The organism is Bradyrhizobium mercantei, from assembly GCF_001982635.1.
Lineage (GTDB): Bacteria > Pseudomonadota > Alphaproteobacteria > Rhizobiales > Xanthobacteraceae > Bradyrhizobium > Bradyrhizobium mercantei.
The window spans coordinates 460,106-477,671 of sequence record NZ_MKFI01000001.1 but is presented as its reverse complement, the minus strand read 5'-3'; the positions used below and the strand labels follow the sequence as shown (position 1 = coordinate 477,671).

The following is a 17,566-nucleotide window of genomic DNA, read 5'->3' as shown; positions in this document are numbered from 1 at the left end:
TCTCGCAGAGATACAGACTCAGAGCGACCGGACACATCTTGCAACAAAGCAGTATCAGCGCTGAGCCCGTGAAGACACATGCGGTGGACGACATGCACGCCCGTTAGGCGCGAGCGGCTGTTCCAGCTTGACTTCGGTGACAACTACAGGACAATCGCTGTTAACGTTTCCATCTGAGGCTTTGGCTATGGGCGACATTGCGCGTGCATGCTGCAGGTTGGCGCGTAACTCTGCTGGCAAGCATTTTTCGATTTTTGTTCTGACGATTTCGACGCTCTTGATCACGCTGGCGCCGCTGCAGACAGCGTCCGCCGCCCATGAGCATGATGCTCATGTCCATGATACTCATATGCATGATTCAGCGCATGCGGCCGCGATGGCGGCGCATCCCGACGATTCGGTGAAGCGCGACGAACACGCCGCCATGCTGGATTTGGCCCCCGTCGCGGAGGCGACGTTCACGGCCAGGCAAAGCGGCCGCTGGCTCGACGCAGCGACCTGGAGCGGGAACGAGGTGCCCACGGACGGCGCGCGCGTCGTGATTCCCGGCGGCACCGACGTCGTGCTCGATGGCCGGATCGCCGATCGCAGCTTCGAGTGGGTCCGCGTCATGGGCAGCCTGCGACTGTCATCGGATAAATCCACGCTGTTGCGCGTGATCACGCTGCTGGTCGACGTCGACGGCACGCTCAACATCGGCGATGCCGCGAACCGGGTTGCGTCGCTTGCGGCTGCGGAGATTTGCTTCATGCCGCGCAAGGGGCGCGATCGCGACCGCGATCCGCTGGATCTGGGCGGCGGCCTGCTGTCCCACGGCTTCATGAAAATCTATGGTGCGGCGAAGACGCCCTATGGCATCGCGTCGGCGCAGCTCAACAAGGGGGACCAGTGGGTCTCGCTCGATCGAGCCGTCGACGGTTGGGCTAAGGGCGACAAGATTCTGCTGCCCGGCACGGAAGCAGACGTCAATCACGATGAGGTGCTCGAGGTCGCCGAGATATCGGCGGAGCGCACGCGGGTGCGCCTCGACAAGGAACTTGCATTCGATCATTTCTCTCCCTTCAGCCGATCGATCCCGGTGTCCAATTTGACGCGCAACGTGCGCTTCTATTCCGCCGAGACGACGCCGCTGGCCGCGCGCGGCCATGTGATGATCATGCACCGGCAGACCGGCACGGTGATCGACGGGGCCTCCTTCGAGGAACTCGGGCGCACCGACGCCTCGCGGGCGCAGACGATCCCGCAACTCGACGCCGACGGGAAACTGAAGCCCGGCACCGATGACAACTCGATCGGCCGCTATGCCCTGCATTTCCATTTGCGCTCCGGTGCGCGGATCGAAGTGGCCCCGCATATCGTGCGCAATAGCGTGATCATCGGCTCTCCGAAGCTTGGCCTCGTCAATCACGGCGGCAACGTCATCGCCGAGCAGAACATCGGCTATCGTATCGTCGGCTCGCACTTCTTCGCCGAGAACGGCAGCGAGATCGGCGCCTTTATCGGCAACGTGGCGGTGCGTTCGTCGGGGTCGGGCGACCGCATCCGTGCACGTGACATGACCTATGATTTCGGCCATGGCGGCCACGGCTTCTGGTCGCAGAGCGGCGGCATCAGGATGTCCGGAAACTATGCGTTCGGCCATGCCGGCGGCGCCTTCGTGATCTTCGGCTACCCGTTCGTCGAAGAAGGCCGCACGGTGTTCTTCGACGGACACAATATCGGCGATCCCAAATACGCCGATGCCCTCGGGCACGTGCTGATCTCGAACGTCAATTTCGTGTTCGAGAACAACGTCGCGGCGGGCTCGCAGAACGGATTGGAGATCTGGAATCACAAGATCTACAACAATCACGACGAAGTCAGCCGGGTCGACGGCTTCAAGGCGTGGGGCGTGCGCGAGTACGGGGTTTTTCTGCCCTATGTGAAGAACACCGCGTTGAGCAACCTTGAGCTCGTCGCCTGGCCCCAGCCCAGCGCTGCCGTCGGAATTGCCGGCAATACGCTCAGCGAGAACATCGCGTTCGACAACATCAAGGTCAGCGGCTTCGCGCTCGGTATCGCCTTGCCGCGTCGCGGCACGGTGTCATTGCGCCATGCGACGCTGGCGAACCGGCAGAACATCGAGATCTCGAACGCCAACAAGCCGGGCCGACTGATCGAACTGTCGGACCTCAAGCTCGGGCCGCCGCCGGCCGTGCCGGTCGCCGCGGTCGCATGGCGGCAGACGCTGAGAAATTGGTGGCATGCCGCGAAGAGTGCGGCTCCAGCGGAGCATGTCGACATCAATTTCCGCGATCGCATGCTGCCGGAGAACGGTGACATCGCGATGCTGTTCGAACCCGATCACATCTACCTCACGGATGAGACCGGGCGCCATCGGCTGTATTTCGAGACACAGCTGGCGCGCACGGTGGTGCTGCGCGACGATGGGCCGTCGGCGTTGCAGGGCCTTACGGCGAAGGAAGTGTTCGACAAGTTCGGTCTGGCCGTCGGCGATCAGCTGGCGCCCGGCAATGTCGAACGGCTTGCTGCCTCCAGCGCGTGGATCGACCGGTCGACGGCGGTGGCGGACGTACCGGCTGCAAGGGAGCGTCGCGGCGTCAACGAGATCTATCCGATGTCGTCGGAGCATTTCCTGCGGGCCGGCAGCAACGTGACCGATCTGTGGAAGGTGGTCGAGGGACAGTCCAGCAAGGTCGTGTTCGTCGATCGCGAGCCGCCAAGGTTCTGGTTTCTGCCCGGCCTCAGGCCATTTGAAATCCATCCGGACGATGTCCAGTACGGTTACCGCATCATGGGCTTTGTCGCGGACCACGTCGGCAAGAAGATCACGGTGCGGGCCTTCTCCAAGGAGTACCAGGATCTGAAGGTCGATCCGGACGGATATGTGCGCGTGTCGTTCACCGTGAGCGACATGGCGGGAAATGAAACCAAGGAAGACGTGGCGCTGCTTGTCACCGACAAGGCGGTGCGACGCGGTGCCAACATCAATTTCTTCGTCCAGAAGGCCTATTGCGGCGAGTGCGGTTACGACACGTTGTACCAGGACATCGCGCGCATGTTCGGCCTCGGAGAGGACGCTACATTCATTACACAATAAAATCGTTACACAAAAAACTTCGCTGACGCACGTGCGCGTATGTAACCTAGTCCGCTGGACGATCAATGAACTGCTGCGCCGCTTCGGGGTGGGTCGTCCGTCCGTGACGATCGATCCCGAGGGCAGGAGGGCAACGGATCTGGCTCGCGCGGTTCAGATCGCACCCTCCTTGACGAAGTCCGAGCTGGATCGGCTGACGGACAATGAGCTCGATACGACGCCTGCCTGGTTGCTGCATTGCCCGCTCAGCCACCCCAAGGTCTCCGACGGGGTTTTCATCAATCGGCCTGTCGATACGTCGCGCAGCGGCGATCAGCGCTATGTCGATCCATACTGTGTTTCCGTCCGCGTCGATGATGCGCTGGACAAGCCACGGCTCGCATTCCGCGTTGGAGACGACGGCCGGCCATTCGCCAGCATCGACGCGCCGACATGGGACGGATCCGGCTTCCGTCTTCATCACTTCGAGTTTGATACCTCGCCGGACTTCACCTCACCCAATCTATGGCGTACGCCCACACTGTTGACTGCGATCGACGGCCAGAATCTCGGTGATGACCGGGGTCTTGCCCATTACGTGATGCAGACGCGGGAACGCAACCAGCATAGCGGCCTGTCGCCCGCGGTGTCGTTTCCGTTTCCGGCAGCCGCGATGTGCTTGCCCGACCGGCGAAGCGAGATCGGCGTCCGGCACATCGAGATGCTCGCCGCCGCGCTCGGCAGCGAGGGGACGGCCGCGGGCACGATCGATGCAGTGTTTCGTTATGCCCAGGCCAAGTTCGCATGGGCGAACGACACGGTTTTCAGGCCGCCCGTCGAGGTGCTTCGCTCGAGCATGGGCGGGTGCGGCCATGTCAACTTCCTGGCGGCGTTGCTGCTGGAGCTCAATGGCATCCGCTGCCGTGGCGTTGCCGGCTTCGACCCGGCGCTGCGTGAGGCCTATCCCGGGGCTGGTCACACCGCGATCGAACTGCTCGATCCGGCAAGCGACCGCTGGGAGTATTTCGACCCCTATCTCGATATTCGGCTGCCAGGACGCGCTGCGTCGCAATTGCCTGATGACCCCGAAGCGCTCGGCATCAGGCTTGCGGAGATCAGCCCGGAGTTCCGCGGCCTTGGTGACTACATCGATCTCGGCCGGATCTTCCGCTACCGCATCTATCTTGATCCGCTCGAGCGCTTGCCCCAGGCGACCATGCTGCAGTTGAACGGTCAGGAAGATTTCTATGGCCGGCATTGGCGCTTGTCGGGTCCGAGCCGGAAAGCCGGACCATGTCCGTCATCCCGGCGCGCGATCCACGCACGGGCGCGGTTCATCTACAGCGAGCAGCCGATCTCGACATCGTATTTGACCACGACGCAGGCGCCGGTCGCGTCGCCATGGGCCTACGCGACGATCTGAACCGGGGCCGCGGCTAGGGTCCGTCGATGTCCTGCTGTCTCACCAGCTCCGTCATCAGGACGAGCAATTCCCGCCCCATCTGATTGCCATCAATCTGCGATGGGTTGGCAAGCAGGCCCGCGATTTTGCCGGTCCAGGCCGGGCCGGCGGAGGAGCCGGCATAGGCCATCGACCAATCGGGGAAGCGCCGCGGCGTCGCGGGCCGGAAGGTCAGGAGGGTGACGTCCCGATGCCTCGGATCGCACTCGATGGCGCTGAAGATGTTCTCGACGGCGGCCTGTTCGCCTTCAAGCACCTGGCAAAAGTAACCTTCGCTGAACAGCAAGGCACCTGTCACGCCGAGCCGGGCATTCTTGGCCCGCGACTGCGCCAGGATGGTGCCGATGATCTCGCGCGCCGAAGCGTCGTGCACGCTGCTGTTGCTGCGGCTGACGTAGATCAGGGCATGTTCGGTTTGCGACATCTCCGCATTGCCTCAGCGCGCCAACGAGAAGGATACGGCCCGCGAGTGACACGCCGCTCAAACGAAGAGGGGCCGCGTCACGCCAACGGCCCCCACCGGGAAAAATCTGAAAAAATCGAACTTGATCGAAATAGCCCGGTATCTGGCTGTTAGCGCGGATCGCTGCCGAAGTGGATTCCGGACAAACACGGGAACCGAAAGGCGCCGAGTTCAGCCGAACATTCCGCCTCGCGTGCGTGGTCCGGCTTCCGTCAATTGGGCGCTGTTGCACGGCGACATCGTCGCCAAAGGGGCGCCAGGAAACGCCAAGCGGCTATCTCCATCCCGTCAATGCGTATGCAGGGCGTCGTAGGCGTGGGCAACAAAGACAGCGGCACTGACGCATAGCAGCGCGACGATCATCGCTTCCATCATGACACTTCCCCTTATTGTTTGGGGAAACGCTACCGGCCAAATGTTTCCGCCCGGTTTCATGCGCTGGGGAAAATGGTTTCGTGGGGCTATGGGATGGGGCCAACAGAGACGGCGATGTCTAGCTGCTGGCGCGCTCGGAGAGATCGCAACTTCAGATGTAAACAATTGTAAATCCGCCGTTTTTCAGTTCGATCCCAGGACGAGTGTTGATTTGAGTGGTTGGGCGCTGCGCTATCGGTTCCGCAGTCAGTTATCCACAGCCTGATTTGGCAAGCCCAAAGCCACCGAAGTCCCCTCACGCGCTGCTTGAGGTAGCAACAAGCTAACTTGAAACTCAGGATTAGCACTCTCGTAATCGGCGACCGTAAGGAAAACTGACGATTATCGGAAATGCTATGAGCAGCGGACATTTTGCACTGCCGCTGTATTGGTGCCGGGGGCGATCTAGCATCGCATTTCTGACGTTCAACCACCGTTTGCAGAAATCATTGATCGGGGACGGGCTCCGGAATTGGAAGCGCTGCGTTCGCTTTGCAACCTGCGCGTCCGTTATCGTCCAGAATGCGATTATGTCGTGCCTTGTTGCAACCTGCGAACCAGCATCTGATCAGTGATCCACGGGACGGCCACAGAGGCGGCGGTTCACGATCGTAGTGAATATGATTTGATAAAAAAGGAGATGGTTCAAATGCAGGAGAAGACTGCGAGCAAGCGTCTGGTGCTTCCGCGTGAGGCCCGTTCGCGCATACCGTGCGGCAACACGAAATTGTACGGCTTGATCAACGAAGGTCGGATCGTCGCATACAAGAACGGTCGCCGAACGATGATCGATCTTGATAGCATCGAGGCTTACCACGCTTCGCTGCCGCGTATCGCTCCGAAGCCGAAGGTCATGTCTAAGTAGGTGGTTCCCGATGCCCGCGACCTTCAACATCAGCGCCCACGTTTTTGATCCCGCTTAGGGCGGTCCCCGCGTGGCATCACGAGGGCGACGCCACGATACGGGCGATCAACGACGCGGCGTAACCGCAGACAAGCCGTGCCCCAATTCAATATTCAAGACCAGTGTCGGGCGGCTGAGCGCCCGCGCCCGCCGCACGGGCTGTAACAGCACCGTGCGGCGACCAGAGAACCAGAGAACAGAGAGCAAAAAATGAAACCGTTTCGCAAAGGGATCAACGAACAGTGTTCGCCAGCGAAGGCGAGCCTGTTGACCAAGGTCAAGTCCAATGCATGCCAATGCGCCGCCTGGCGGCTCTGCGTCGCCTATCGCTTGTACGCCTGATACCAAGTGCCTCACGATCGATTTTCTCAAGACGTTGTTCGCTCATACGACCCAGCCCGTCTACGTTTGCAGTTTCACGAATGAGCGCATCGAGGGCGCCGAGCGTCACGTGATGACGCGCAAGCCGATCGAGATCGAAGCGTTCAAATCCCAATGGGACATCGCAGGGCGCGGGATGTTCTTCGCGGTCGGCACCGTCAAAGGCAACAAGCGCCACAAGCCGACGATCGCAGAAACGATCGGGCTTCACGCCGACATTGACTTCGACAAGGTAGACGGAACGCCGGACCTCGCCGAAGTGTTGCGGCAAATTTCCCGGCTTCGCTAGCATCCGCGAAACGGCGGAGGCGATCCACCGCGACAGCAACCTCGTGGCGGGGTTTCTGCCGGACTGCGTCGAATTTGATCCGAAAGCGCGGATCAAGGTCGCAGACTTCTGCCTGGCATTCTCGGCGTGGTTCGTCGAGCAGAAGGGTGAGGACCGACGGCCGCCATCCAATGACAGCATAAGGAAGGCGCTGAAGGCGGTCGGCGACGGCCGCATCGTGACCGAGCGCACCAAGACGAGCCGATACTACTGCGGCGTCGCGCTGAACAAGCTGGGGCTGCGCTACCATCAGTCGGCTTACGAGAGCCACATTTTCGAGGGGAAGACTGCCCTGACGAAGGCGCCAGGTAGCGATGTGAACTCCCTGATCCCGGCAGCCTGGGACGAAAGGGAGAGCATCATCGCGATGCGGGCGTATCACCAGCGCGTCACCGATGCCACCTCTGGCGTCACCGATCAGCGTAATGAACGGCGTGACCTGGCAGAGATCGTTGGCGAGGACGACGATGATGAGTGACGGGTGACGCGTCCAGCGCGGTCGAGCGCCGCGCGTCACCGAGCGCGTCACCGAGTTAATTGTCTGTTCTGGTGCGGTCTTCTCTAGTTGATGACACGGGTGACGCCAATATCTGGCATTGGATAGAAAAGGAGGATGAAAGGAAGAAGTTGGAGAAACAATGTTGCGGAACGGCTAGGTGTGTCGGAGTAGGGCGTTTACGGCGTCAACCGCGTCACGCGTCACCGAAATCAGGTCGTCGAGGCACGGCGTCGCGGGTCCTTCCTGGCACCGGGGCAATGCGGGTCGCGCTCGCGGTCATTGGGTATTTAGTCCTAGACCCGCATAGGGGGTTGATATTGGCGAATACCCCCGACACCGTCTTGTTCAGGGGCCAGTCAGAGGATTGGCCCCTTGTCCCAAAGATTGGCAGGCTTGTAGTAGATCGACCTGTGGTTGACGCGGAAAAAGCGATCCTAGAGACCTTCAAGCAGCAGTCTCTTCCCTTTCTCGAAAGAGCACCCCTCTCAGATTGGGAGTGGCTCGCAATAGCCCAACATCATGGTCTTCCTACCCGCCTCCTTGATTGGACACTCAACCCGCTAGTCGCATTGTGGTTCGCGGTTGCGAGCCCGCCGTCGGCAAGGCGTGATGGGGTTGTCTGGGTATTCCAACCGAATTCCGACGATTTCGTAAGCATAAATCACGAGGGACCATTCTCCGGCGACCGTACGAAAGTATTCCGACCTTCCCATGTAGCCGAAAGAATTAGAGTGCAGGCAGGCTACTTCAGTGTCCACAAGTACCTAGAAAAGGAACGTCGGTTCGTCCCGTTCGATAAGATTGCGTTGTACCAGTCACGGCTCACGAAAGTGATCATTGCACGTGCCGCATTTGCAGACATTCGTTTTCGTCTGGATCAGTACGGCGTGAATTATTCGACTGTGTTCCCGGGACTTGACGGGTTGTCGCGCCATATCGAATGGTTGCACAGTTTCCTCGGCGATGAGAAAAACCTGCGCCGATCCGTCGCTGATATGCGTTGGGAAATACCGAACTGAGCTGCTCATGTCTGTTCAGGCCACAGTCGGCATTCGCCACGTGCTCGAAATGTGGAGCGCACCACAATAATCTGCTTTGCACGTGGCGTGCTCCATGGACGGGGCCTGCCAAATTCGCTCTCCGCCGCATAGGCTGGCCGAATGCGAAACCCTTTCCGAAAATCACCCATGCAGGAACTTGAAACCACTATCGTCTCGCTCACGAAGCGCGGCGAGCAGCTTGTCGTCAAACGTTTCGCCGCACAGGCAGCGGCTGACAAGGCGATCAAGGCCCGCCAGCATGCCTTGCTGTCGGCCGATCTGGACGACCATCGGGCACTCGACAAGGTGCAGAGCGCCGCGGCGACGGCAAGCCTGGACCTGGCGGCTATCGACGATGCGATCGCCGTGCTGGCGCAACAGAAGGCAGAAGCCGAGCATCGGCTGGCGGCTGAACGTGAGCGCATCGAGCGCGGCGCGGCGGCAGAAGCGCTGACCGACCAGGTTGCCGCCATCAGGGCGGCGTTGCCGGGTTACCTTGAGCATTCGCGGGTGTTCGTTGACGCCTTGTCCGAGATCAGCCTTTGGCATTTCGAAAGCGACCAAATTGCTAGGTTTGCTCAGAACACGATGGCTCAGATCGAAGTGGCGGCTAACTTCGCAATGTCGGAGTTGGCGGCGATGCCGGACGCGATCCGCGAGGGTCGGCAGGCCATTCCGGGAACGCCGATGTCCGTCCCGGTCATCGCTCCCGTTGAGCCCGCCGTCGCGCCGCTGATCGAACACAACCCAGTGCTGCGCGAGGCCAATTTCACCGTGATCGACCGCAGCCAGGAAGCGCGCTCCATCGAGATTGAGGTGCCGCGCACATGAAATCAGCCCCTCCTGGATGGCAGCCCCACCGAATTGTCACGCGGATCGACGGCTGGATTGTCGATCCGAAGAACGGCCGCCGCGTCCCGGCGGCCATTGCGGAGATGATCGCCCGTGCCGCGCCGCGCTCGGGTGATAGCACTGTCGCGGCCATTCGCTCGCGCATGCTCGCGCGGCACAAGAAGGTGCTCGGCCATGTCTGAAGAAGTTCCGGCTGAGGAAGGATCAGCGGCCTTTCTCGCCAAGACGGAGGCCGCTGTCGGGGTCGGATTGGTGGCCGATCTCGGCGGCGGCCTCGATGACCAAAGCGACGGGTACGACAGCCTGCTCGCGTCGCTCGGTCGCACTCACGACGAGGATATGCGGATCGCTGTCCATGAAGCCGGGCACGCCGTTTGCGCGCGTCTCTTGGGGCATGAGGTCGGTGGCATTACCGTGAACCCCGACGTGGTTCGTGGTTCAGAGGGCTTGTGTTGGGGCGTTGGTCACGCTGAGGCGTTTGCGGAAGGTCGCGGCGATGTCTCCGACGTGCAGGATGCGCTTCGCTCGGTCATGCCGCAAGCGGGCGAAGATCGTCAGCCCGTCGCCGATGTTTTTGCAGGCATCTACGCTCAGTGCATCGAGTTTATGGCAGGCCGGGCGGCGGAACGTATGCTGCTTGACGGAGAGCCTCCCGTGCCTATTGATGATCTTCGTCAGGCACGGGAACTGACCACGCTGATTTCCGCCAGTGATGAGGCTCTTGATGCCTTTATTTTGCATTGTGATTTGACTGCGCGCGACTTGCTGATGCCTTACGGTGATGTCGTGATGGCGTTGTCTATCGTCTTGCGTATCAAGCGGACGTTGAATGGCGCAGAGATTGATCAGATCATCTGGCAAATGGAAGCCCGGAAGGCGTTGGCGGTTGAGCAGCAGCGGCGCGTTCAACGGCGCGAGCGCGAGTTGGCGGCGAGAGGGGTTCTCGCAAAATGTGACTAGCTACCGGTCGGGTTTAGCGCGCCACTCGGAAAGCAGCACCGTAGCGGATGCAATCAGCCTGTTGAGGCTCTTCAAAGTGTCTCTCCGCTTTCCCCTTTAGCCGATCATGCTGACGATCACTTACGTTTGGGGTCGTGCATTAGCAACGACGACGGATATCAACTTCTGCGTCGTCACCATCAGAATGAGAAGGTGAATGGGCACCAGAAGCAGCAACGCGAGTGCCCACGGGTCGTAGGACAACCACCCAGGGGCTATTGCACGAGGAAAGTCCAGGGTAATCAAACTGGGAACAGTTATTACTCGCCCAGAAATGACGACACCTAAACGCTGAGAAATTGCAAATAGCGAGTAGATGAGGACGCCGATTGCAAGTGGCGCGAGCGCATAGAGGAAAGCATACAGTCTTCCCAAAATGTCGCGGGTCTCGAACGCGAACCAATAGTTGCCAGAATTGAACTTCCCGTGCGGAAGGCGCCGAACCCGCCTCCACAGTTCAAACGAAAAGACAAAGTAGACTAGCGGTCCAAGCCGAACCAGGACAGTACTCGAAGCATTGATGCCGAAGTAGGAAGTGTCACGTTCTTTCTGCTCGTAAGCCTGTTGGACCGCGTCGTCGAGGCGATCGGGCGTGAAGTGCCGTCCCAGCGCGTCGTTGGCCGTATTCAGAATGAGGTAGTCGACAGCCTGTGCATGGAGGAAGACGTACTCATCCGAGAGACGTACGTACCTTCTCATCGCTTCCGGGAGCAGCGGCAAGACGATCTGGTTCGCGTTTCGGAGAGGATAGTTCGAGAATATTCGTTGTTCCGCTCTGCCAAGAAATTCTTCTTCCAGTGTTCGCGGAATAGCAAAAGCGTGCTGACCATCATCGAGTTGAAAGATAAGTGCCTTGAATTCACCGCTAGGACCTGGACCACACTGGTTGAAACTTGCGAGTTGGGCTGCTTCACTCGTCACCGTATGTGCTTCGCCTACGATCATAATCGTAATGAAATTGAAGGTCTGGCCCGGTGCCAACCGCGTAACCAGAGCATCGCAGTTTCCGCTGGCGGCCATTCGCATTGGTACACCACGAACCCGTTGCGAACGATCAAGTGGAGTGTCGCTGAATTTCGACTTGGCCTTGGGCGTTCTCTGCTGATCTTTTCTGTCCGGGTCGAGCTCTTCAACGATCTCGTTAAAACTCTCTGACATTGCATCTGAGTAGAAATGCGGAAGATCTCTTAGCGTCGCCGGTCTGCTGAATGTTGGATTGCTGCCGGTCAGGTATCGCAACGCGAGCAATTTATCCAAGTTTACTAGTTTAGTCGTCGCTTCATTGTGTTGATAAAGACTGACCCCCACGTATCCATATACGAGCATGAACGAAATGATCGTGAGGTAGATTGCTGCTATCGAGGAAATCAAACTGTCTGTGAAGTTTTCAATCGGGCGGTTCACCAGTTTTGTCGGCACAGCTCAACGTTCCCTATTCAGAGGCTTTCATGGCCCGCACCCCGGCATGCATCAGCATTGGGCGAGCAGCGTCAAGCACGGTATGCGGACTTAACGAAACGCTAGTCACGGCTTCCTGGCCGCCTCCAACAGCGCACGTCGAAGAAGTTGATCGATCAGTTGGCGTGCCTCGCTTAGCTCCATCGGTTTGCTCGGTCGCCTATACTTGCGTTTGGCATGGCGAACCCAATTTGCTGTCTGCTTGAGTAGTTTGATCCTCGGCTTTAACGCCCAGCCTAGCGACAAGAACGCTTCTTCGGCCTTCTTTCCTTGGCCGCCAAACCGGAGGATGAGCGTTTCGAGCGTCTTGTAAATATCGAACCATTCTGTGGCCGTACCGAAGTACACTAGGGCATCATCCAACAAATCATCTGTGTCTGCGAGACTGACCCACGCCTGCACGTCACTTTCTTGAGCTGGAGCGGGCGGGACGGGCTTGCCGTCAGGTCCGATCACGGAAACGGCGGCGATAGTGTCAATCACGTCCAGTTCATCGAACATCTCGGTGAAGATCGTTCTGTGGCGCTTCCCATCGGACATGAATTGGGTAACGCCGCCGGCGAAGCGAAGCGATCCCGCATGACAGGACAGAGCCATAGCACCGTTGATACGTCCAATAAGAGCGGCAGCTCGATCCCGCACCTCGGTAGCGGTCAGCAATGCGTCCAGGGTCTTCGAGCGCAGTATTGTCTGACTGTCGTGGTTCTCTACCCAGGGGTCGAACGGCTTCTTCAGGGCGGCCTCCCAAGCGGCCATGTCTTTGTCCTTGCCCTGGACCGCCGCTCCCCAGCCTATACAAAGTGCCTTTGTCACGTTCAAATCCTTGCCTGGTTGGGGCGCTGTCGCTAGGCTCACTCGCTTATGTTCCGGCTCCTCGTGTTCGGCGGCGGCGATGGCTAGAATTTTCAGCCTTCGGGGCAGAGCATCTTCAGCAGTCGGGTACCGTTGGTTTCGGGCGCCACAAACTTCCAGTCCAGTGGTTTGTTATGGCTACCGCGCCCGCGAACTTGAATGCTTAGTTCGCGCATCATCCGCTCTGAACAGTTTAGCTCATAAAAAATTCGCGCAGCCGGTTCGATAGAGCCGATGTCGGCAGTCACTTCGTATCGGATAACCGCTATCTGCTCGTCAGCCGACAGTTTGACGAAATCTGCGATGGGAGGAACGTAGCGCGACACGACTTTGTGCGCCGCTCCATTGACGATTTTGCCATCAAAATCCTTCTCGATGTCGACGGCATCCATTTCACTTTGCAACAGGCATTTAGCCCAGACGCGAACGTGCCGATCGGCATGCCGTTCGGCGGTACTTGCATCATAGAAGCAGTGTTGGTCGTTGTCGGACCACCCATATAGTTTCCAGTCGACTTCAGTTGCCTGCGCGGCAGCTCTGAACGAGAGGACGGCACAGAATATGATTGGAACAATCATTGCCACCGTCAGGCGTGCTGCCATCAGTTTCATTGTGAAAACGTTCGTTTGCGATAAGCATCAATCATAGCGGTAGTCACGTCGTGGGGATAGCAGATAGGAGCCGCACCGCCGGGCCGTGCGTATGCGCTTCGTCCGCCGCATGCCCTTCCGTTCCGCATCAGGTCGTCGGGGCAGGCGCACGGCTTGCCGCTCGTGTGATACTGATCTCTACTCGCCTTGATTAGGATCGCCGCGATGGCTGCTACGGTCAGCGCCACCTCAACACGACGTTTTGGCTCTGCTTTCAGCGGAGGTTTGTCAGATGCGTTCGCATGATCGAGGGGCGGGTCACGCGTAAGGCCAGATGAAGGAAACTCAAACGGCTGCTTCTGCGGCGCAGCAACGACAGGCGCATCAACCAATGCGAGCGGCTGTGTACGAGTAGCAGCGAGTGAAGTGGGCGTCGGAGGCGAGATAGTTATCGTCGCGCTTTGATGGCCTATCGAATAGGCCGCAAAGGCTGTAACGACTAAGAGCAAAAAGATAACTCCGCCCCGCATGACCGCTTCTCTACCGGCTGTAGTTCTTCCCACCAGTGCTAATGGTGTACAACGTCTCCGAATACGGTAGACGCGCGAGGATGCGCGCCTCCTTGGCTACCTTGCCCATGACTACCCCTCGACATAGGAGGCTCACACCGCCAAGTTTGCGGTCGCAGACCGCGTCGGCGCTGTCGATGAAGTTCAAGTTTGTAAGTCGAGTAATGACGACAGTTCGGCCCTCGGGTATGGCGCCGATGGGCTGAATGACAAAGATCGTGACAAACTGCGCTACAACAATAAACGAGACGATGAGCGCACCAACGCCCAACCAGTATTTCATAAAAAACGGTTTCCTCGCTTACATTGGCTATACTACCACGGTTGTGTCTTACGGGCGCCACTTCAAGCGCCTGCGGGTCCTTGAGCAATATCGATCACATGCCGGTCGGCGCCAACTGTAATAACAATCGTGTAAGTCTTCGCGCCACCAGCCTGATCAGTTGGTGGCGCAAGATGCAATTGGCCGCCGTACCACTCACCTGACATGAGCGTGTTGTCCTTGATCACCGACTGCTCTAGTGCCGCCATATTACGCTGTCCCGCCTCCACTGTGGCGGCGACCATCGCGTCGTTTTGAGCCGCTGCGTTGCCTTGGGCGATTGCGGCGGCGGTCGGGCTGTAGAACGCGCCTGTGCGACCGCTTGGGGTCGTGTAGCTGCCATATCCTGCTTGCGAAGCACTATAGGTATTGCCTGCTGCCGCTAGACCCGTAAAAATGGCCCGTGCGACCTGGCGGTTCTTTTCTTCCTGCACGAGCATTTCATACGTCACGACCTGCATTGAATGATCAGTTCCGCCGACGTGTTGGATTGCTTCGACTTGCGATACCCGGAAATCTACGGGGGCCTTACCAAGATTATTGATGCCCACGACAAACACGGGGCGGCCATTGGCTTGAAACTGCCGAGAAGCAGGGCGCACAAGGACGAGCGAATTCTTCTGCCGAGATACGAGGGCTGGCTGTCCATCGCGCATGAGCGCCTGCTGTTGCGGATTGGACGTTTTGAACTGAACAATTTCGCTGTTTGTTACACACCCCCCCAACATGGCGCAAAGCGCCACAACGCCCAGCCTACGCATTATTAATTCCCCAGACCCGAAAGCGAGATAGAACCGCAACCGGAGCGGGATATCAATATTCAGCTTCAACTCACAGCATAGACCTTAGTTGTGTGTACGCGAGTGAGCGGGACACTGTAGTTGCACTGGCTGTTTGAACACGAATGACCGTCGCGAAGACGGTCCGCATTTTAGGGAGGATTGCTTTGAAGAAGGTGACAATACTTGCGGTGGCGCTGCTTTGCTCAACCACATTTGCAGAAGCACGGGGCGGGGGCGGTCATGGCGGAGGCCGGGTTTCCTATGGAGGAGGTCATCACACGTCTAGTCACGGTGGATCATACTCCGGCGGGGTGGGGTCGTCCCACAGAGGCGGCACCTATTCGAACCCGAGCACCGGTAATCGGTACGGAACGCACAGGTAGGTCATCCCACGTCCCGGCATCAATCAGCGATGTCGGGATGTGCATCCTACTTTTCCACCTCGCACCTCAAATCGCCTCGTTTAGACGACTTGTTGAAATTCAACCTTAGCAAGTTGCCAGTTGGCGGTTCAACGCGTTTCCATTATCGTTAGCGCGCGTTGCGTCGGGGGTTTTCGAGCTGAGGGGGCGTCTGTGCGTTCGACATTGGCATGCCTGATTGCCTTTGCGCTTGGCGCCTGCACATCACAAGCTGAAAAGGACCGACGCGAAACAGCGCGTTCGGCGACTTCCGAATGTATGGCGCGGGAAACCGTTGTCGCCGCTGCGCAGCCAGTTGACTTGGACACTGCTGCTCGCGCCGTTCTGGCAAATTGCGATTTCCCCGGCGTAATTGAGCGACCATTGATCGCAGACCATCCTGGATACCGTGATTATGTTCATGAACAGGTGCAGCGGAGATATGGTGAAATGCTGGATACGGTACGGGGGCAGATCGCTGTACTTCGGACCCGCTAGAGCTGAGTAGGCATCGCATGCCTGCGCTCAATGATCTTTTGAATGTCGAATGGCATATCTTTTAGCGCTTGCTGGCTGACGGCCTTTTGGTTGCGTCAACGATCACAATGTCGGCCGCGCGGTACCCCGCCTTACGCTGAGCCTTCTGGGTAGCGAGAATCTTGAGCCCTTTCTTGCCGAGCTTTCCGACATTTATAACAAGAAATAGTCCCTCATCGGTTACTGCTGCTGTCTTATAGACGCCGAGCTGGGTCCTATAGCCGTGTTCTACGGTGCCAGTAGAAAGCTTTATCTCGACCAGGAAACGACCTGCGTAACCAGAGGAGAATTTGAAGTCGACGGGTCCGCCGCCCGCATTTACCTCCGGAGAGATATCTATGTTGTTCGCCTTGCAATAGCTGTCCGCCACGCCAAAGAACACGAGCTGTGACGATTTTTCGCTTCGAGGTTTGCTGCCGTGCCAGAGCAGCCGCGAGAGATCATTATGCTCCACCAAGTGCTTGAACTGGGCAACAATCAGATCGACCACGCGCTTCAACTCGGCGGCATTTTTTTTAGTCGGCGCCTCAATCTTCAGCGGAAATTTGCTCGAAGTCTCAGTAATTGCTTGCCGCAATGCTTCGATTGCGCGCTTGTCCTTCGAAAAGTCGTAACTCTTGAAATGCTCGCCGAGCATATCGTCGAAGAAGCGTTTGAAGCCCTTTGCGGACGATAACGCGGCCTGTTTCAGTGCTCGCTTTTTGTCCGTGACGGTAGCCTTCGTGATGTCGCCGAGCATCTTGTTGACTGCGTCGCGTAATACTGCGTTGTGCGAAACGACCCGATCGATATCGGACCAATCAGCAGCTACAGGCAGTTCACGTAGAATGTCTTTAGGCACCAATGCAAAAGCGTGCTCAGGATCGAGCGGATTTTGGGGGAGGTTGTATGTTGCTCGCCCGATGACAAAGTTTTTGGTGGGAACGCCGTGGGTTTTGCAGAACCCCTGCGTAATCTCTTCCAGGATCGGCATGATAGAGTTCGTCGTGAGGTCGCTTATCGTGTCGGGGCCAACTTTTTCCTCAAGAATGCCCATCAATCCAATAATCTCGGGGTTCTTCATGCCGAGGTTTACAATATCTCTGGCTGTTGTGAGGATTTTCGTCTTGAGGCTTACCGGTCTGCTGCTGCCAGAAGTTCCTCGTCCGCCATAGCCCAGACAGGTCTCCCGTCGCTCGTGAAGATCGAGGAGCCTAAGCGCCGCAGTCCATGCCGGTCCGCTGTTGGTCGGAGTTGCGAGCAACAGATCGACAATGTCCTTCATTCGCTTGCGGAATGTCGCGAGCCCCTTGCCACTGATCAACGGATTGCTGCTATGCCGGAGCAGGAGCGGATCGATGAAGAGCTTGGTGTCTGCGTTGAGAAATGGGTCGAGCAGGCCCGCTTTTTGGAGTGCAGAAGGATCAATGCGGAATTGCTGACTGAATAGTCTTGGCCTAAAAAGCTTTGCCACAACGATACGCCTTCGTACACCGCTAAAAATGGCGCATGCTATGCAAACAACTAGCAGTTGACAACATACGTGGTGGTGGCGCTGTACTAGACCTTAGTTGTGTGCATGCAAATGAGCTGTGTCGCATATTTTTGATTGACCGAAGCATCCATTGCTCGTGACGCTGTTGAGCAAATCAATG

General features: G+C 58.2%; 16 protein-coding genes and 1 pseudogene. 10 read left to right on the top strand and 7 right to left on the bottom strand.

What is annotated here, in order from left to right:
- Positions 1–349: 349 nt before the first annotated feature.
- The gene (locus BI327_RS02310) at positions 350–3,100 is read left to right on the top strand and encodes a G8 domain-containing protein (protein WP_159450396.1); all 2,751 of its coding nucleotides are present in this window, start codon (positions 350–352) and stop codon (positions 3,098–3,100) included.
- Positions 3,101–3,680: 580 nt separating this feature from the next.
- Positions 3,681–4,502 carry a transglutaminase-like domain-containing protein gene (locus BI327_RS43645; protein WP_347337660.1) on the top strand — a complete coding sequence of 274 codons (822 nt, stop codon included), beginning with the start codon at positions 3,681–3,683 and terminating at the stop codon, positions 4,500–4,502.
- A 13-nt stretch (positions 4,503–4,515) separates the two neighbouring features.
- Here BI327_RS43645 and BI327_RS02300 read toward each other — a convergent pair whose 3' ends face one another.
- Complete coding sequence (locus BI327_RS02300) at positions 4,516–4,965, bottom strand: BLUF domain-containing protein (RefSeq protein WP_076858189.1); 450 nt, start codon at positions 4,963–4,965, stop codon at positions 4,516–4,518.
- Between the two features lie 1,102 nt (positions 4,966–6,067).
- On the opposite strand from BI327_RS02300, the gene BI327_RS02295 reads away from it, so the two are divergent.
- The 8 genes and pseudogenes from BI327_RS02295 (at position 6,068) to BI327_RS02265 (ending at position 10,382) form a co-directional block, all read left to right on the top strand.
- Complete coding sequence (locus BI327_RS02295; protein WP_089025356.1) at positions 6,068–6,283, top strand: helix-turn-helix domain-containing protein; 216 nt, start codon at positions 6,068–6,070, stop codon at positions 6,281–6,283.
- Positions 6,284–6,608: 325 nt separating this feature from the next.
- On the top strand, positions 6,609–6,992 hold the full coding sequence (locus BI327_RS02290; RefSeq protein WP_143271513.1) for a hypothetical protein: 384 nt from the start codon (positions 6,609–6,611) through the stop codon (positions 6,990–6,992).
- Positions 6,993–7,035: 43 nt separating this feature from the next.
- Positions 7,036–7,509 carry a hypothetical protein gene (locus BI327_RS02285; RefSeq protein ID WP_076858187.1) on the top strand — a complete coding sequence of 158 codons (474 nt, stop codon included), beginning with the start codon at positions 7,036–7,038 and terminating at the stop codon, positions 7,507–7,509.
- 278 nt (positions 7,510–7,787) lie between these two features.
- A pseudogene (locus BI327_RS43705) lies at positions 7,788–8,063 on the top strand (FRG domain-containing protein); the annotation flags it as partial.
- 198 nt (positions 8,064–8,261) lie between these two features.
- Positions 8,262–8,549 carry a hypothetical protein gene (locus tag BI327_RS43030; protein ID WP_245334691.1) on the top strand — a complete coding sequence of 96 codons (288 nt, stop codon included), beginning with the start codon at positions 8,262–8,264 and terminating at the stop codon, positions 8,547–8,549.
- Positions 8,550–8,717: 168 nt separating this feature from the next.
- Positions 8,718–9,401 (top strand): hypothetical protein, encoded by a 684-nt coding sequence (locus tag BI327_RS02275; protein ID WP_076858185.1) that lies wholly within the window; start codon positions 8,718–8,720, stop codon positions 9,399–9,401.
- Positions 9,398–9,604 (top strand): hypothetical protein, encoded by a 207-nt coding sequence (locus tag BI327_RS02270; protein ID WP_076858184.1) that lies wholly within the window; start codon positions 9,398–9,400, stop codon positions 9,602–9,604. The genes BI327_RS02275 and BI327_RS02270 overlap by 4 nt, the downstream gene beginning before the upstream one ends.
- Positions 9,597–10,382 (top strand): hypothetical protein, encoded by a 786-nt coding sequence (locus BI327_RS02265; protein WP_076858183.1) that lies wholly within the window; start codon positions 9,597–9,599, stop codon positions 10,380–10,382. The genes BI327_RS02270 and BI327_RS02265 overlap by 8 nt, the downstream gene beginning before the upstream one ends.
- A gap of 120 nt (positions 10,383–10,502) precedes the next feature.
- Here BI327_RS02265 and BI327_RS02260 read toward each other — a convergent pair whose 3' ends face one another.
- The 6 genes from BI327_RS02260 to BI327_RS02220 form a co-directional block, all read right to left on the bottom strand.
- Positions 10,503–11,840 carry a hypothetical protein gene (locus BI327_RS02260; RefSeq protein WP_143271512.1) on the bottom strand — a complete coding sequence of 446 codons (1,338 nt, stop codon included), beginning with the start codon at positions 11,838–11,840 and terminating at the stop codon, positions 10,503–10,505.
- Between the two features lie 105 nt (positions 11,841–11,945).
- Positions 11,946–12,692 (bottom strand): hypothetical protein, encoded by a 747-nt coding sequence (locus BI327_RS02255; RefSeq protein ID WP_076858181.1) that lies wholly within the window; start codon positions 12,690–12,692, stop codon positions 11,946–11,948.
- Positions 12,693–12,784: 92 nt separating this feature from the next.
- A complete protein-coding gene (locus tag BI327_RS02250) occupies positions 12,785–13,342 on the bottom strand; it encodes a hypothetical protein (RefSeq protein WP_076858180.1) in 558 nt (185 codons plus the stop codon).
- 519 nt (positions 13,343–13,861) lie between these two features.
- Positions 13,862–14,173: a hypothetical protein gene (locus BI327_RS02240; protein ID WP_076858179.1), complete on the bottom strand. Its 312-nt coding sequence runs from the start codon at positions 14,171–14,173 to the stop codon at positions 13,862–13,864.
- A 62-nt stretch (positions 14,174–14,235) separates the two neighbouring features.
- Entirely contained in the window at positions 14,236–14,973 is a 738-nt protein-coding gene (locus tag BI327_RS41450; protein ID WP_143271511.1) for a hypothetical protein, read from the bottom strand.
- A gap of 981 nt (positions 14,974–15,954) precedes the next feature.
- Positions 15,955–17,385: a hypothetical protein gene (locus BI327_RS02220; protein WP_076858175.1), complete on the bottom strand. Its 1,431-nt coding sequence runs from the start codon at positions 17,383–17,385 to the stop codon at positions 15,955–15,957.
- Between the last annotated feature and the right edge of the window lie 181 nt (positions 17,386–17,566).

Coding starts and splice junctions, on each gene's coding strand:
- BI327_RS02310 (WP_159450396.1), top strand. CDS start 350: ATGCATGATTCAGCGCATGCGGCCGCGATGGCGGCGCATCCCGACGAT.
- BI327_RS02295 (WP_089025356.1), top strand. CDS start 6,068: ATGCAGGAGAAGACTGCGAGCAAGCGTCTGGTGCTTCCGCGTGAGGCC.
- BI327_RS02290 (WP_143271513.1), top strand. CDS start 6,609: ATGCATGCCAATGCGCCGCCTGGCGGCTCTGCGTCGCCTATCGCTTGT.
- BI327_RS41450 (WP_143271511.1), bottom strand. CDS start 14,973: ATGCGTAGGCTGGGCGTTGTGGCGCTTTGCGCCATGTTGGGGGGGTGT.
- BI327_RS02275 (WP_076858185.1), top strand. CDS start 8,718: ATGCAGGAACTTGAAACCACTATCGTCTCGCTCACGAAGCGCGGCGAG.
- BI327_RS02240 (WP_076858179.1), bottom strand. CDS start 14,173: ATGAAATACTGGTTGGGCGTTGGTGCGCTCATCGTCTCGTTTATTGTT.
- BI327_RS02300 (WP_076858189.1), bottom strand. CDS start 4,965: ATGTCGCAAACCGAACATGCCCTGATCTACGTCAGCCGCAGCAACAGC.
- BI327_RS02265 (WP_076858183.1), top strand. CDS start 9,597: ATGTCTGAAGAAGTTCCGGCTGAGGAAGGATCAGCGGCCTTTCTCGCC.
- BI327_RS43645 (WP_347337660.1), top strand. CDS start 3,681: ATGCAGACGCGGGAACGCAACCAGCATAGCGGCCTGTCGCCCGCGGTG.
- BI327_RS02270 (WP_076858184.1), top strand. CDS start 9,398: ATGAAATCAGCCCCTCCTGGATGGCAGCCCCACCGAATTGTCACGCGG.
- BI327_RS02250 (WP_076858180.1), bottom strand. CDS start 13,342: ATGAAACTGATGGCAGCACGCCTGACGGTGGCAATGATTGTTCCAATC.